This window comes from Halolamina sediminis (genome assembly GCF_001282785.1).
GTDB lineage: Archaea > Halobacteriota > Halobacteria > Halobacteriales > Haloferacaceae > Halolamina > Halolamina sediminis.
Map to the genome: position 1 here is coordinate 1,652,955 of NZ_CVUA01000001.1, position 16,081 is coordinate 1,669,035.

Annotated in this window: 13 protein-coding genes; 8 read left to right on the plus strand and 5 right to left on the minus strand. The window is 68.7% G+C overall.

Features of this window, described 5'->3' with window-relative positions:
• Positions 1-27 precede the first annotated feature (27 nt).
• Together BN1959_RS08300 and BN1959_RS08305 are read right to left on the minus strand one after the other, a co-directional pair.
• Positions 28-1,110, minus strand: coding sequence for a pyridoxal phosphate-dependent aminotransferase (locus BN1959_RS08300; protein ID WP_053948211.1), 1,083 nt, complete (start codon positions 1,108-1,110; stop codon positions 28-30).
• Between the two features lie 58 nt (positions 1,111-1,168).
• Positions 1,169-1,576: a GIY-YIG nuclease family protein gene (locus BN1959_RS08305; protein WP_053948212.1), complete on the minus strand. Its 408-nt coding sequence runs from the start codon at positions 1,574-1,576 to the stop codon at positions 1,169-1,171.
• 75 nt (positions 1,577-1,651) lie between these two features.
• Here BN1959_RS08305 and BN1959_RS08310 point away from each other — a divergent pair, with 75 nt between their 5' ends.
• The 3 genes from BN1959_RS08310 (at position 1,652) to dnaK (ending at position 6,709) form a co-directional block, all read left to right on the plus strand.
• Positions 1,652-3,991: a DEAD/DEAH box helicase gene (locus BN1959_RS08310; protein WP_053948213.1), complete on the plus strand. Its 2,340-nt coding sequence runs from the start codon at positions 1,652-1,654 to the stop codon at positions 3,989-3,991.
• Positions 3,992-4,066: 75 nt separating this feature from the next.
• Positions 4,067-4,672 carry a nucleotide exchange factor GrpE gene (locus BN1959_RS08315; protein WP_053948214.1) on the plus strand — a complete coding sequence of 202 codons (606 nt, stop codon included), beginning with the start codon at positions 4,067-4,069 and terminating at the stop codon, positions 4,670-4,672.
• 135 nt (positions 4,673-4,807) lie between these two features.
• Positions 4,808-6,709, plus strand: a complete 1,902-nt coding sequence (gene dnaK / locus BN1959_RS08320) for a molecular chaperone DnaK (protein WP_053948215.1) — start codon at positions 4,808-4,810, stop codon at positions 6,707-6,709.
• Between the two features lie 186 nt (positions 6,710-6,895).
• Here the strand turns inward: dnaK and BN1959_RS08325 are convergent, their stop codons facing one another.
• Positions 6,896-8,068, minus strand: coding sequence for an arginine deiminase family protein (locus BN1959_RS08325; RefSeq protein WP_053948216.1), 1,173 nt, complete (start codon positions 8,066-8,068; stop codon positions 6,896-6,898).
• A gap of 223 nt (positions 8,069-8,291) precedes the next feature.
• On the opposite strand from BN1959_RS08325, the gene BN1959_RS08330 reads away from it, so the two are divergent.
• The 5 genes from BN1959_RS08330 to BN1959_RS08350 all read left to right on the plus strand — a co-directional run bounded on the left by BN1959_RS08330 (position 8,292) and on the right by BN1959_RS08350 (position 13,415).
• Positions 8,292-9,566: an aminoacyl--tRNA ligase-related protein gene (locus tag BN1959_RS08330; protein WP_053948217.1), complete on the plus strand. Its 1,275-nt coding sequence runs from the start codon at positions 8,292-8,294 to the stop codon at positions 9,564-9,566.
• 98 nt (positions 9,567-9,664) lie between these two features.
• Complete coding sequence (gene dnaJ, locus BN1959_RS08335) at positions 9,665-10,834, plus strand: molecular chaperone DnaJ (protein WP_053948218.1); 1,170 nt, start codon at positions 9,665-9,667, stop codon at positions 10,832-10,834.
• A 43-nt stretch (positions 10,835-10,877) separates the two neighbouring features.
• On the plus strand, positions 10,878-11,198 hold the full coding sequence (locus tag BN1959_RS08340; RefSeq protein ID WP_053948219.1) for a cupin domain-containing protein: 321 nt from the start codon (positions 10,878-10,880) through the stop codon (positions 11,196-11,198).
• 91 nt (positions 11,199-11,289) lie between these two features.
• Positions 11,290-12,024 (plus strand): hypothetical protein, encoded by a 735-nt coding sequence (locus tag BN1959_RS08345; protein WP_053948220.1) that lies wholly within the window; start codon positions 11,290-11,292, stop codon positions 12,022-12,024.
• Positions 12,025-12,113: 89 nt separating this feature from the next.
• Positions 12,114-13,415 carry a dicarboxylate/amino acid:cation symporter gene (locus BN1959_RS08350; RefSeq protein ID WP_053948221.1) on the plus strand — a complete coding sequence of 434 codons (1,302 nt, stop codon included), beginning with the start codon at positions 12,114-12,116 and terminating at the stop codon, positions 13,413-13,415.
• 27 nt (positions 13,416-13,442) lie between these two features.
• Here the strand turns inward: BN1959_RS08350 and BN1959_RS08355 are convergent, their stop codons facing one another.
• A complete protein-coding gene (locus BN1959_RS08355) occupies positions 13,443-15,449 on the minus strand; it encodes an AMP-binding protein (RefSeq protein ID WP_053948222.1) in 2,007 nt (668 codons plus the stop codon).
• Positions 15,450-15,604: 155 nt separating this feature from the next.
• Positions 15,605-16,045 (minus strand): FlaD/FlaE family flagellar protein, encoded by a 441-nt coding sequence (locus tag BN1959_RS08360; protein ID WP_053948223.1) that lies wholly within the window; start codon positions 16,043-16,045, stop codon positions 15,605-15,607.
• Positions 16,046-16,081: the final 36 nt, after the last annotated feature.

The window sequence follows — 16,081 nt, forward strand, 5'->3', positions numbered from 1 at the left end:
CGCCAGCCTCGGCGTCGACGTCCGGGCTCAGAGCTCGTCCAGCACCTCGCCCAGCGTGTCCAGCCCCGCTTCGACCGCCTCGGGGCTCCGGCCGGCCGAGATCCGGACCCCGGACGGCGCGTCGAAGAACCGCCCCGGCACGACCAACACGCCGGCGTCCCACGCCGCCTCGGCGAGCTCGTCGCCGTCGGCGCGCGGGTGTTCGACGAACCCGTACGTGCAGCCGGCGGCGATCTCGCCGTCGAGCGCCGGGCGGTCATCGACGAACGACGAGAGCAGCTCGTGGTTCCGTCGGAGGTGCGAGCGGGAGTCGGCGACCAGCTCGTCCCGGTGGGCGAAGAAGCGCCGAGCGAGCGCGCGGCTCGGCGCCGCGACGGAGGGGACGTGCATGAACACCTCCCGAGCGCGCTCGACGAACGGCTCCTCGGCGATCAGCCAGCCGATCTGGAGCCCGCCGAGCCCGTGGAACTTCGTGAACGAGCCCGTCACGACCGTGTTGGGGAGCCCCGCCGCCGTGACGCCGCCGAACGCCCCCTCGGCGTCGGCTTCGGCGGTGTAGGGACCGTACACCTCGTCGACGAGCAGCCGGCTGTTCGCGTCGGTGACGGCCTCCCCGACCGACGCCAACTCCGGCCGGGAAGCGAGTCGACCCGTCGGGTTGTGGCGGTTCGTGACGGTGACCAACGCCGTCTGCCCGGAGACGGCCGACGCGATCTCGCCCGGGAGGAGTGGGTAGCCCGATCGGGCGGGGCGCTCGAAGCGCGTCACCGTCCCGCCGATCCCGGCGGGCGTGTGGACGAGCGGATCGTAGCCGGGATCCTCGACGACGATTTCTTCGCCTTCGCTCAGCGACAGCGCCGCGGCGGCGGCGAGGAAGTTCGCGTGGGTTGCCCCCGCGGTCACGAGTACCGACGACTCGTCGACGCCGTACTCCGTGGCGATCGAAGCGGACAGCGACGGCGGATCGTCCGGATCGGCCAGCCCCGAGAGCGGCGGCGGGGTCACCGATCCGTCGGCTCGGTGCGTCCGGAGGTCGCTCGACCCGAGATCGTGGTCGGCCGCCGCCGGCCGCCCCTCGATCCACTCCAGGTAGGGCATCGGTTCGAACATGCTCGCCCAGTAGTGCTGTGGGGGGTTAAGAGTCACCGCCTCCCCTTCTCGTCGTGCGTTATTGGCGATCGTGTACGGCGGCGGCTCTCTCGGCGGCGAGTTCCGGGCTCTCGAACCGCGCGAGGTGTGTCTCGCAGTCGCAATCGGAGGCCCCGAACCCGGGAACGGGGCCGTTCCCGAGTGTTCGCGCCACTGCACATTCGCGGTCCTGGCCGCGCGTGCGCTCGACGGCAACCAGTTCCGTCGCCGGGTGGCTGCCGAAGTAGTCGACGTGCCAGTGACGCACGTCGTGTTCGCCGGCGGCGACGCGACGGTGGCGGTCGATCCGGGAGAAGCCGCCGCTGCCCAGCGCGCTCCCCGTGTAGCAGTAGCCACCCGCCGGGAACCGGTGCTCGCCGAGCGCACCGACCTCGATATGGGTGGCGCTCGGCAGCGAAAAGACGAGCGTGTACGTTCCGCCGTTCATACGTTCACGTCGCCGCCGGCGGTCAAAAGCGGCCGGGACCAGAACCGTCATGGCTCGCGGGCGCCGAGCGGGCGCGTGCACGACCCGCTCGACTGGCTCCGGGAGCGCCAGTACCACGCGGACCAGGTGGCCGCTCACCGGCGAGTGTCAGCCCGGAAGCCCACGTTCGCGGATCTCGACCTCGAACCGCGGCTGGAGAGCGCGCTCGCCGACCGAGGGATCGAGCGACCGTTCCGGCACCAGAGTAACGCGATCGAAGCCGTCAGGGAGGGTGACGACGCCGTGATCGCGACCGAGACCGCCAGCGGGAAGAGCCTCGCCTACACCGTTCCCGCGTTCGAGCGAGCGATGGACCACGGCGGCCGAACGCTGTATCTCGGCCCGCAGAACGCGCTCGTTTCGGACCAGCTAGAGACGCTCTCGGAGCTGGCCCGCGATCTCGGCTTCGGTTCACGCGTCTCGGTCGACCAGTACACCGGCCGACTCTCGAAATCCGAAAAGCGCGACGTGCGGGATCGCCGACCGACCGTGCTGCTCTCGAACCCCGACATGGTCCACTACGCGCTGCTCCCCCACGCCCACCGGCTCTGGGAGTGGTTCTTCTCCTCGCTCGAACTGGTGGTGATCGACGAGGTCCACAGCTACCGCGGCGTGTTCGGCTCGCAGGTCGCGCTGCTGCTCCGGCGGCTGAACCGGATCTGCGAGCGCTACGGCGCCGACCCGACGTACGTCTGCTGCTCGGCGACGATCGGTAACCCGATTGAGCACGCGGCGACGATCACCGGCCGCGACCCCTCGGGGTTCACGCTCGTGGACGACGACGCCTCCGCGACGGGGCCGCGGGACTGGGTGCTCTGGAACCCACCCGAGTACGAACAGGACCGCGACACGGGACGGCGACGCTCCAGTCACGTCGAATCCATGCGACTGTTCACCGACCTCGTGGAGGCGGGCCAGCAGACGCTCGTGTTCACGCGGAGCCGTCAGACCGCCGAGCGCTACGCGGCGGAGTCCGCAAAGGAGCTCCGGAGCCGCGGGTCGACCGAGGTCGCGGGGAAGGTACAGGCATACCAAGGGTCGCTGACCGACGACCGCCGGCGGGAGCTTGAGGATCGGCTCCACAGCGGCGACCTCCGCGGGGCGTGGAGCACGAACGCGCTCGAACTCGGCGTCGACGTGGGCGGGCTGGACGCGGTGATCGTCGACGGCTACCCGGGCACCCGGATGGCGGCGTTCCAGCAGGCCGGGCGTGCCGGTCGGGGCGACGATCCCGCGCTGGTCGTGATGGTGGCCGGCGAGGACCAGTTGGACCAGTACCTGATGAGCAACCCCGAGACGTTCTTCGAGGGCGAACCGGAGGACGCCATCAGCGACCCGGAGAACGAGGCGGTGATGCCCGACCACGTCGCCTCGGCGGCCGCCGAGAACTGGCTCTCCCGAGACGACCGGCGCCACTTCGGCGAACCGTTCCCTGACGTGGTCGCCGACTTGGAGGAGTCGGGCGTGCTGGAGCGTCGCGAGACGGGGAACGGGCTCCGCTGGACCCACGACGGCAGTGAAAGCCCCCAGCACAGCATGAACCTCCGGACGATCGACGACCGCGAGGTCGAGCTCCGTGACTCCCGCTCGAACGACGTGATCGCCTCCCTGTCGTTCTCGGACGCGCTCCGAGACGCCCACCCGGGAGCGATCTACCATCACCAAGGCCAGCGCTACGAGGTCACGGAGTTAGATCTGGACCGGGACACCGCCCGCCTCCAGCCGACCTGGGCGGACTACCACACGCAGGTCCTGACCGAGAAAGACGTGACCGTCCACGAGGACCTGCGGGAGAAGTCGCTGTCGGCCCGCCCCGACACGGCGGTCCGGTTCGCGGACGTCTCCGTAACCGAGCAGATCACCGGGTTCGAGCGCCGTGACGCCGCCTCCGGCGAGACGATGGGGCGGGAGTCGCTGGACCTGCCGGAGACGACGCTCCGGACGAAAGCGTTCTACTGGACGGTCCCCGAGGACGTGGAGGTGGAGATGCGCGCGATGGCCGCCGAGGACGGCGACCCCGAGTACGGATTCAACGGCGGGATCCACGCCGCCGAGCACGGCGTCATCTCGCTGTTCCCGCTGTACCTGCTCTGTGACCGGGCGGATATCGGCGGGCTGTCGACGCCGTACCACGGCCACACCGACCAGTCGACGATCTTCGTCTACGACGGCCACCCCGGCGGCGTCGGGCTGACCCGGCGCAGCTACGACCGGATCGAGGAACTGATGGCCCGGACCGCCCGACTGATCGACGACTGCGACTGCGCCGACGGCTGCCCGTCCTGTGTGCAGTCGCCCCACTGTGGTAACGCGAACGACCCGCTCTCGAAGCCCGAGGCGGTGTTCATGCTCGACGAGCTCACCGGCGGCGACTGATCGGGACCAGGGGGCGACACGGGATCGCGGGGCGCTTTTGCAACGCTTAAACCCACGGCGGCGCTTCCTTCGGGTATGACCGACGACGCCGACGCGGCAGCCGAGGAGCCGACCGACGCCGACGAAGGGACCGAGGTCGAACCCGACGCTGACGCGCCGGAGGCGGAGACCGACGAGGAGCTCGACCGATCGCTGATCGAGCGCGTCGCCGACTACGACGAGAAACTGGCCGAGGCGGTCCGGGAGGACCGCGCCGACTACGAGGAGCGCATCGACGACTTGGAGGGGAAGCTCACCCGGAAACAGGCCGACTTCCAGAACTTCAAGAAGCGCCAACAGAAGAAGCTCGAACAGCAGCAGGCCCGCGCGACCGAGAGTCTAGTCGAGGAGCTGCTCCCGGTCCGGGACAACCTCGCTCGCGCGCTGGAGCAGGACAGCGACGCCGACATCCGCGAGGGCGTCGAGGGGACGCTCCGCGAACTGGACACCGTGCTCGCGGACGAAGGCGTCGAGCGGATCGAGCCCGAGCCCGGCGAGGAGCCCGACCCCGAGCGCCACGAGGTGCTGATGCGCGTCGAGAGCGACCGCCCCGCCGGCACCATCGAGGAGCTCTACCGCCCCGGCTACGAGATGGGCGAGAAGGTGATCCGGACCGCACAGGTCACGGTCAGCGAGGAGTAGCGGTCGGACGACGCTTCGGGATAAACCCTTCTCCACATCCCAACACCGACTGGTAGAACCGCAAGCCGGCAGAGGGACGGTCTGCGGTCGTGAAAGCAACCTTTAACCGATTCAGCCCGGAATACACGACCAAGAATGGCGAGCAACAAGATCCTCGGAATCGACCTCGGTACCACCAACTCCGCCATGGCCGTCATGGAGGGTGGTGATCCCGAGATCATCGTCAACAGCGAGGGCGACCGGACCACGCCGTCGGTCGTCGCGTTCTCCGACGACGGCGAGCGCCTGGTCGGCAAGCCCGCCAAGAACCAGGCGATCCAGAACCCCGACAACACGATCGCCTCCATCAAGCGCCACATGGGCGAGGAAGCGTACGCCGTCGAGGCCGACGGCGAGGAGTACACGCCCGAGCAGATCTCGGCGATGATCCTCCAGAAGCTCAAGCGCGACGCCGAGGAGTATCTCGGCGACGAGGTGGAGAAGGCGGTCATCACGGTTCCCGCGTACTTCAACGACAAGCAGCGACAGGCGACCAAGGACGCCGGCGAGATCGCCGGCTTCGAGGTCGAGCGAATCGTCAACGAGCCGACGGCGGCGTCGATGGCGTACGGGCTCGACGACGACTCCGACCAAACGGTGCTCGTCTACGACCTCGGCGGCGGGACGTTCGACGTGTCGATCCTCGACCTCGGCGGCGGCGTCTACGAGGTCGTCGCGACCAACGGGGACAACGACCTCGGCGGCGACGACTGGGACGAGGCGCTGATGGACCACCTCGCCGACGAGTTCGAGAACGAGCACGGGATCGACCTCCGCGAGGACCGACAGGCGCTTCAGCGGCTCAAGGACGCCGCCGAGGAGGCCAAGATCGAGCTCTCGAACAAGAAAGAGACCACCGTCAACCTCCCGTTCATCACGGCGACGGACTCCGGCCCGGTCCACCTCGAACAGTCGATCACGCGTGCGACGTTCGAGTCGCTGACCGACGACCTGATCGAGCGAACGGTCGAGCCGACCGAGCAGGCGCTCGACGACGCCGGCTACAGCAAGAACGACATCGACGAAGTGATTCTGGTCGGCGGGTCGACCCGGATGCCGCAGGTCCACGAGCAGGTCGAAGATCTCGTCGGGCAGGAGCCCAAGAAGAACGTCAACCCCGACGAGGCAGTCGCACTGGGTGCAGCGATCCAGGGCGGCGTGCTCTCCGGCGACGTCGACGACCTCGTGCTGCTCGACGTGACCCCGCTCTCGCTGGGGATCGAAGTCAAGGGCGGCCTGTTCGAGCGCCTGATCGAGAAGAACACCACGATCCCGACCGAGGAGTCGAAGGTGTTCACCACCGCCGCGGACAACCAGACCTCCGTGCAGGTCCGGGTGTTCCAGGGCGAGCGCGAGATCGCCGAGGAGAACGAGCTGCTGGGTGAGTTCCAGCTGACCGGTATCCCGCCGGCGCCGGCCGGAACGCCCCAGATCGAGGTCACGTTCAACATCGACGAGAACGGGATCGTCAACGTCGAGGCCGAGGATCAGGGCTCGGGTAACGCCGAGTCGATCACCATCGAGGGCGGCGCCGGCCTCTCCGACGAGCAGATCGAGGAGATGCAGCAGGAGGCCGAGCAGCACGCCGAGGAGGACCAGCAGCGCCGCGAGCGAATCGAGGCCCGCAACGAGGCCGAGGGCGCGATCCAGCGCGCCGAGACGCTGATCGACGAGAACGAGGAGAACGTCGACGACGAGACGATCGAGGAGATCGAGGCCGCGATCGACGACGTGCAGGACGTCCTCGACGACGAGGACGCCACCGCCGACGAGCTGAACGAGGCCGCCGAGGAGCTCAGCGAGGAGCTCCAGGAGATCGGCAAGCAGATGTACCAGGAGCAGGCCCAGGCGGGCGCCGGCGGCGCCGGTGCGGGTGCCGCGGGCGGTCCGGGCGGCATGGGCGGCGCCGGCCCCGGCGGCATGGGCGGCGAGTCCGGCGGTGACGACGACGAGTACGTCGACGCCGACTTCGAAGACGTTGACGAAGACGAGTCGTAGACTCGTCTCGTCAGCCAATCAGAAATCTTCGATTTCTGATGACGTCGACGAGAACGACGACGAATAGTCGTCGTTCTCGTCTGCTCACGAGAGCGAAGCGAAGTCCCTCGTGATTTCAGAAAGCGACCGCAGGGAGCTTTCTGAACCGGACTGAGACGAAACTTCCCGAGACGAACTCTTCCCGACTCACTGACGCTCCAGCGGCACGGTCATGCAGTTGATCCCGCCGGCCCCCTGCGTTAGCACGCCTTCCGGAATCCCCTCGCCGTCGGGGAGAACCTCGACGCCTCGTTCCTTCAGGCGCTCGATCGTGCCGTTCAGGTCGGGGTCGTACTCGCCGTCCTCGTCGGTGCGGTGCATCGGGACGATCGTCCCGTCGTCGACGGTCAGGAAGTTCGCCGCCCAGCGTTCTTTCGGTCCCATCTCGACGATATCGTATCCCTTCTCGCGGAGGTACGCGAGCGTCGACGTGGAGCGGTCGAACGCGTAGCAATCGCCCGTTTTCCGGAACACGTCGACCGTCGCCGCCTTGGCCAGCGTCGGGTCGGTCACCGCCAGCCCCTCGGCGGCGAGGTTACACCAGCCGAGCAGGTGGAGCACCCGGGAGCCGATCCCGTGCTGCTCGCGGTGGCGTCGGTCAGCGGCCAGTGGCGCGCGGACGAGCCCCACCTCCTCGAACCCGACCGCACCCGCGTCGATGAACTCCCGGCCCGCCTCGTAGGTGGTCCGGATCACTTCTTCTTCGCCGTCGGTCTCCGCGGAGACGCCCAGCAGCGCGAACTCGTCGGCGGGGAGGAACTCCCCGCCTTCGAGCGGGCGGGACATCTCGTGGGTGAACTCGGCGCCCAGCCCCTCCCACGCCCGGCGGACGATCGGGAGTTCGTCCTGTCGAATCGGCTCGCCCATCTCACAGAGCACCGGCCCCTCGTCGCCGACGACGACGGTGTCGCTCTGGAACAGCGTGTTCGAGATCGGTTGACGGAGTTCGACGTTCGGCCCGTCGCCGCCCTCGGTGAGTCTCGCTCGCGAGAGGATCAGTTCGAGCGTCTCGCGGGCGTCGAACTCGGCGGTCGCCGCGGCCGGATGGCGACCGTCGGGGAGATCGACGTACTCGGCGACGAGATCGTCGAGCGCGCCAGCGTCGGCGAGATCGTCGGCGAGCAGGTGGACCTCGACGCCCGCCCTCGCGAGCGCGTCGGTCATGCGCTCGTGCTCTCGTGTGGCCTGTGCGGGCGGGACGGTCGCGTCGAAGAGATTGGATTCGGGGTCGAGCGCGCCCGACCAGAGTTCGAGGCCGGGGCGGTGGGCGCGGACGTGGGCGAGGCGGTCGTACTCGGCGCGGGCGGTGAACGATGGCATCAGTTACCACGATCTGTGGGTCGGGGGGCGATCAATCCATCGCTGCGTGGGGGCTGCCATCGAACCGCACGACAGAGGTAGGTTTTTCACACGTCCGCCACACGCTTCAGTCGATGTCTTCGACACGCGAGTTCCGCGGGTTCAGCACGGCCCGTGGACGCGTTCCGCGATGGCGGTAACGAACAGCGAATTCTCCAGCAGTCCGTAGCGAGCGAGGTGGCCCATGCGTCGGAGTGACCTCTTTCTCCCCGCGAGCCGCGAGCGCCGCGGCGAGGGGACGGAAGCGACCGAACTCCTCGTGCGTGCGGGGCTGATCCGGGAGTTCGGCAGTGGGCTCTGGGCGCTCACGCCCGCCGGGCAGCGGATTCGGGAGAAAGCCGTCGACCGAATCCGGAGAGGGATGGACGGCGTCGGTGGGCAGGAGGTCACCCTTCCCGGCCTCCAGCAGCGCGAGCGCTGGGAACAGAGCGGCCGTTGGGGATCCTTCGAGGGCGAGATGTTCACCCTCGCGGACCGCGACGGCCGCGACCTCTGTTTCGCGCCCAGCCACGAGGAGGGGATGGTTCACCTGCTCGACGGGCTGGTGCGCTCCTACGACGAGCTCCCCCTGACGCTGTACCAGGTCGGCGCGAAGTTCCGGGACGACCACGCCCGCGCGGGCCTGCTGCGCTGCAAGGAGTTCACGATGAAGGACGCCTACTCGTTCCATACGGGCGAGGCCTCGCTGCGGGAAGGGTACCGCGAGATACGGGCGGCCTACGAGCGCATACTCGCCGATCTCGGCATCGAGTTCGTGATCGCCGACGCCGCCAACAGCGTGATGGGCGGCGACCGCTCGGAGGAGTTTCTCGCGCCCGTCGAGAGCGGGACCTGCGAGCTGTTGGGCTGCACCGCCGACGGCTGCCGGTTCGGCCTGAGCGACGAGTCACCCCGGTTCGACGCGTTCGCGGACGGGGACGACTGCCCCGACTGCGGCGGCAGCCTCCGGAGCAGTGGCGGCGTCGAGGTGGGCCACACGTTCGAACTCGGGACGCGCTACGCCGACGCGATGGGGTTCACGGTCGACGATGCCGACGGCCGGCCCCGCGAGGTTCACATGGGTAGCTACGGGCTCGGCATCGGTCGGATCGTCCAGACGATGGTGATGCAGGGCGGCGCCGACTCGGGGGAAGCGGCCTGTCGTTGGCCCGTCACCGAGTGGGGATCGGTCGCGCCCTACCGAGCCGCGATCGTCCCCATCGGCGACGGGGAGATCGCGGCGGTGGCTACCGAGATTCACGACGCGATCGGCGAGGACTGCCTCCTGTTCGACGGCGAGCAGTCCGTCGGCGAACGGTTCGCCGAGAGCGAACTGCTCGGGATTCCCGCGAAAATCATCCTCGGGAACCACTACCGCGAGACCGGCGAGGTGGAGGTCGAGGACCGCGACGGCGAGAGTCGGTCGGTGGCGCCCGAGGCAGTCCACGACGCCGTCGAACGGTTCGCCGCCGGGAACTGAGCCCGGCGGGCAGCCCTCGGGCCGCGTGGCGGCGGTGCCGCGGGGACGCCGGAAGCCACGCGATTCAAATAGGCCGAGCCAGTTATCCCCGATAACGAATGAGCGAGGACTTCTATGAGGTGCTGGGGGTCTCCCGGGACGCCGACGAGGACGAGATCCAGCAGGCGTTCCGCCAGAAGGCTTCCCAGTACCACCCGGACGTGAGCGACGATCCCGACGCCGAGGAGAAGTTCCGCAAAGCCAAGAAGGCCAAGGAGGTGCTCACCGACGAGGAGAAGCGGCAGGCGTACGACCAGATGGGTCACGAGCGCTTCGAACAGGCCGAGAAGCGCGGCGGCTTCGACCAGGGCGGCGGTGGCGCTGGTGGCATGGGCGGTGGCCCCTTCGGCGGCGGCATGGGTGGCGGGGGCGGCGGCTTCGAGGACATCTTCGAGCAGTTCTTCGGCGGCGGCCGCGGGGGCGGCCGTGGCGGCGGCGGCAACCGCCCGCAGGCCGGTCGAGACATCCGCACCGGCATGTCGATCACGCTTTCGGAGGCCTACGAGGGCGTCAGCAAGGAGTTCACCATCGAGCGCCCCGAGCAGTGTCCCGACTGCGACGGCGCGGGCCACCCCGCCGACGCCGACGTAGAGACCTGCCCGGAGTGTAACGGGCAGGGGCAGGTCACGCAGGTCCAGCAGACGCCGCTGGGTCGCGTCCAGCAGACCCAGACCTGCCGGCGCTGTGGCGGCGAGGGCGAGCTGTACTCCGAGGACTGTAAGACGTGTTCGGGCGACGGCGTCGTCCGGCAGGAGGCCACCCTGCAGGTCGACGTGCCTGCCGGCATCCAGAGCGGGCAGAGCCTCCGGATGAACCGCGAGGGCGCGCCCGGCGAGAACGGCGGCCCCAAGGGCGACCTGCTGATCGAGGTCGAGGTCGAGGACCACCCCGAGTTCGAGCGCGACGGCGCCGACCTCGAGCACCGCCACGCCATCTCGTTCCCGCAGGCCACCTTCGGCGCGACCGTCGAGGTGCCCACGCTCGACGGCCCCGTCGAACTCGACATCCCCGCCGGCACGCAGTCCGGTGAGCGGTTCCGCCTCCAGGGCAAGGGGATGCCTCGGCTGCGCGGGCGCGGGCAGGGCAACCTCTACGTCGACGTGCAGATCGTCACGCCCGACGATCTGAACGAGGAGCAGCGCGAGGCGCTCGAACAGTTCGCCGAGGCCGGCGGCGAGGAGGTCGACGTGGATCGCGGCTTCTTCGAGAAGCTCCGCAGTTCGCTGTAGCCGCCGCGCGATTTTTCACGGCAGCGGCCCACGACTTACGCGCATGAGCCACGACACCGTCAGCTACGACGACGTGGAACCGAAGGCGCCCGGGATGTACTTCCTCCGGGACGCGCTCGACTGCGAGAACCTCGGCGTCACCGTCGTCGAGGCCGACGCCGGCTGGGAGGGGATGGAACACGCCCACGAGAGCGACGGACAAGAGGAGGTGTACGTCCTGCTCGCGGGATCGGCGAAGCTCACCGTCGAGGGTGACACTGTCGACATGGACGCCGGCGACGCCGTCCGCGTCGACGGGGAGGACTCCCGGATGCTCCTGTTCGAGGAAGACGACTCCCGGATGGTGATCGCCGGCGCGCCGTAGAGTCGTCGGCGTACCGTCGAGCCACGGAGCGCTACCCGTCCCGAGCCGTCGACCGCCGGAGCCTTATCGCTCCGGACCGCGTCCCCCGATCATGGACGTAGTCGGCGACCTGCTCGCCCGTGACCGCCGCAGCGATCGACCGGCGCTCTCGATCGGGGACCGCGAGCGGAGCTACCACGAACTGATCACGAACGCGTACAAGGCGGGCAACGTTCTCCGTTTTCACGGCGTCGGCGAGGATCGAACGGTCGCCGTCGCCCCCGTTCCCGACCTGCCGCCCCTCCTCTCGTTCCTCGGCGCCGCCCAGCTCGGCGCCGCAACGCGGTTCGACCCCGCTGCCGGCAGCGACGCCGGCGACCGACTGCTGCTCGTCCCCGCCGCCGAGCAAGCCGCCTACGCCCCCGGTCCCGGCACCAAAATCGCGGTGTTCGGGGGCGAGGCGACCGACGCCGAGACGATCGACTGGGAGGAGTCCGTCTGGAGCGAGAACCCCGCGTTCCCGCCGACCGAGATCGATCCCGGGACGCCGCTGCTCGCCGACGGGGACCGCACGGTGAGCCACGGCGACGCGCTCGCGGCCGCCTCCGAGATCGCGGAGCTCCGCGGGCTCGACGCCGACAGTCGCGTGGTCCTCCGGGAGTCGCTCGCCGACCCGGCTGCGGTGGTCGTCGGGGTGCTCGCACCGCTTCTGGTCGGCGGCTGTATCGTACTCGCCGACCCGGCAGCCACGGCGACAGCGGCAGTCGGTGACCTCGCGGTGGTTTCGGGCGACGCCCCCGAGCCGGCCACCGTCGATCCTGACGAGCTCACGCTCTCACGGAACTGAGAGCCGATGGGTCAGGCCGACGTAGGTAACGGCCGCAGTCGCCCCCACACGGTGTTTTAAGTACGGGTGCCCGGAAGATCGGGCGGATCATGAGTACAGTTGGCGGATACTGGTCTCGGTATCGGTCGGTTCCGATCGTGTATCGTATCGGGGCGGCGTTCCTCCTCGGCTCGGTCGTCGGGCTCGCGGTCGGACAGCCCGCGACGCAGCTCCAGCCGCTGGGCGACCTGTTCGTCCAGATGCTGAGCATGCTGATCATCCCCATTATCGTGTTCACGCTGCTGATGGGGGCGAGACGGCTGACACCGAGCAAGCTCGGCCGGATCGGCGGGCAGGTCGTGGGGCTGTACGCCCTCACGTCCGGGCTCGCCGTCGCCTTCGGGCTGCTGGTGGCGAACCTCATCAACCCCGGCGAGAACCTCGAACTAACCGGCGGCGAGGCGATGGAGGCGGAGGCACCCGACATCGTCGAAGTGATCCTGGGGATCGTCCCCTCGAATCCGATCGGCGCGATGGCCGCGGGCGACATTTTGCCGGTCATCTTCTTCGTTATCGTGTTCGGCTACGCGCTGGCGGTGGTCGAGGAGTCCGACGAGATCTCCGAGCAGGTCAGCGAGGGGATCGAGAGCTTCTACAACCTCGCTGAGGCCGGCGCCGAGGCGATGTTCAAAGTCGTCTGGGGCGTGATGGAGTACGGCGTGCTGGGCGTGTTCGCGCTGATGGCGTCCGTGTTCGGGCAGGCGGGCGTCGACGCGATCGTCCCGTTCGCGCTGTTGATCCTCACGCTGCTGATCGCCGTGAGCCTGCACATCGCCGTCGTCCACCTGGGCGGGCTGGTGATGCTACTGGCCGGCCAGTCGCCGATCAAGTTCCTGCGCGGCGGCCGCGAGGCGCTGATCACGGCGCTGTCGATCCGCTCCTCGTCGGGGACGCTGCCGGTGACGATGAACGACGCCGACGAGAACCTCAAGATCGACGAGAGCGTCTACAGCTTCTCGCTCCCACTGGGCGCGACGATCAACATGGACGGGACCGCGCTGTACCAGGGCGTCGCGGCGATCTTCGCCGCGAACTTGGTCGGGGTCTCACTGACGCTGCCCGAACAGTTCACGGTCGTCGTGGTCGCGGTGCTCGCGAGCATCGGCGCCGCGGGCGTCCCCGGCACGGGGCTGATCATGCTGACGCTGGTGCTGACCCAGCTGGGGCTGCCGCTGGAAGTGGTCGGGTTCGTCGCCGGCGTCGACCCGATCCTCGACCGGCTGCGCACGATGACCAACATCTCCGGCGACCTCGCGGTGACGACGGTCGTCGCGAAGTGGAACAACGCCGTCGACTTCGCGAGCGGCTCGTGGGTGGGAGAGCCGAACGGCTCGGCACCCGCCGACGACTGAGCCGCCACAAAGAGCGGTTCGGTGGCGCTACGACGCGTCTTTCAGCTCGTCGAACGCCTCGGGGTTCTCCATCGAGGAGAGGTCCCCGGGGTCCTCACCCTTGTACGCCGCCTCGATCGCGCGGCGGATCACCTTCCCCGACTGCGTCTTGGGGAACTCGTCGACGAACAGTATCTCGCGAGGGCGGAACGGCTTGCCGTGCTCCTCGCCGACCAGCTCGCGGAGCTCCTCGGCGAGTTCGTCGCTCGACTCGACGCCCTCCTCGGGGATGACGTAGGTCACGACCGCGGTGCCGGTGGTGTCGTCCGGGACGCCAACGGCGGCGGCTTGGTTCACGTCGCCGTGTTCGACAAGCACGCCCTCGATCTCGGCGGGGCCGACCTTCCGGCCGGCGACGTTGAGCGCGTCGTCGGCGCGGCCGTGGAGGAACCAGAACCCCTCCTCGTCCTTCTGGGCGAAGTCGCCGTGGTCCCAGAGATCGTCCCACGTCGACCAGTACTCTTCCAGGTAGCGCTCGTCGCCCGACCAGAGGCTCTTGGTCATCGACGGGCAGGAGTCACGCGCGACGAGGAAGCCGCGCTCGTGGTCCTCCTTCACGGAGTTGCCGTCGTTGTCGACGATGTCGATGTCCATCCCCAGCCCCGGGCCGCCCAGCGTGCCGGGTTTGAGATCGTTGATCGGCAGCGGCATCAGGAAGCAGCCACAGATCTCGGTGCCGCCGGAGATGTTGATGATCGGCGCCTCGCCGCCGCCGACCTGCTCGTAGTACCACAGCCACGACTCGGGGTCCCAGGGTTCGCCCGTCGAACCCAGCAGCCGGAGGCTGGAGAGGTCGTACTGCTCGACGACTTCGTCACCGTGCTTGCGCAGCGCGCGGATCGCAGTCGGGGAGACGCCGAACGTGGTGATCCCGTGCTCCTCGATCATCTCCCAGAATCGGCCGGGATGGGGGTGGTCGGGCGCGCCCTCGTACATGAACGTCGTGCCCGCGAAGTGGTGGTTGCCGATCAGCGTCCACGGCCCCATCATCCAGCCGATGTCGCTGACCCAGAAGAAGCGGTCGGACTCCTTCTGGTCGAAGCCGAAGTGGATCTCCTTCGCGCACTGAGTCAGCACCCCGGCGTGGGTGTGGACGATCCCCTTCGGCTCGCCCGTGGTCCCGGAGGAGTACAGCAGCATCGACTCCTGATCCGACGGCAGCGACTTGGTGTCGTACTCGCCGTCCTGCTCGGCGACCGTGTCGCCCCACCAGTCGTCGCGGTCGTCGTCCCACGGCACGTCTACTTCGGGGTTCTCACGATCACCGAGCCGGTCGAACACGACGACGTTCTCGACGTGGCCGGCCTGCTCGATCGCCTCGTCGGAGCCCGCCTTCAGCCGGACGGGGCTCCCGCGACGGTAGAACCCGTCGCCGGTGAACAGCACCGAGGGCTCGGCGTCGTCGATCCGGGTCGCGGTCGCCTCGACGCCGAACCCCGAGAAGATCGGCACCACGATCGCGCCCACCTTGAAACAGCCGTAGAGGATCGAGATCACCTCCGGCACCATCGGCATGTAGAGGCCAACGGTGTCGCCGGTCTCGATCCCCGCCTCCTCGAGGTAGTTCGCGACGCGATTGGCCTGCCGGTAGAGGTCGTGGAACGTCCGCTCGTCGACTTCGCCGTCCTCGCCCTCCCAGATACAGGCGACCGTGTTGCGCTCGGGGGCGTCAGCCTCGGCGTAGCGGTCCAGCGTGTTGTGGGCGATGTTGATCTCGCCGCCGGGGTACCAGTCGGTGAACTGCGGCCCGTCGCTGTTGTCACGGACCGTATCGTAGGCCTCGTAGAACTCCACGTCGAGGTAGTCCGCCATCTCGTCCCAGAACCAGTCGACGCCCGACTCGGGCTCGCCCTCGATCTCGGTCGTGGTGCGCTCGATCAGCTCCTCGTAGTCGTCGATACCGTACGCCTGCATGAACTGCCAGACGTTGGTCGACTCCACGAACTCCCGATCCGGCTCGTGGACGACCTCGTCGAACCCCTCGCTCGTTTCCATACGTCGGGCGTTTTGGGGGAGCGGGGAAGTAACTTACTCGACGACCGCCGGCCGGAGTTGCCGACCGAGCAGACGAGAGTCGCGTCGTCCGTTCCGGCGGCTGTCAGAGCCCCGCACCGACGGTGGAAGCCGGAAACGGGTCGAACGCCGACCGCTTACGGCTCCGAAGCCGACGAGAAGGAGGACTCGGGGTCCTCCGCCGGCTGGACGAGATCGCCGTCGATGCGGTGTTTGGCCAACTTCGCGCGGAGCATATCGCCTTCGAGGTCGTCGTCGGCCAGCCTCGCGATGAACCGGAGCGACTTCGCGTGGGCGCCGAAGGGGGTTCCCGCGAGCGGGGAGAGCGGACCGGTGGGATGACCCGGCTCGTCGTACTTCTTCGAGTGTGTCTCCTCGAGCGAGAGCGCCTCTAGGTGTTGCTCGACCTCCCGACGGACCCCCGGAGAGATCCACGACAACCCCTCGTAGTACCGGAGCGAACAGAGCGCGCCGGCGGTGCCGAAGGTCGTGCCGAGGTACTTGACCCACTGGAGGAGCGGTTCGGAGCCGTCGAGGGGTCCCTCGAGGAACGGGCGCGTTCCGGAGACGTCTGGCATGGGTCGGCGTTGGGCCACCGCCACCTAAAGTGGGGG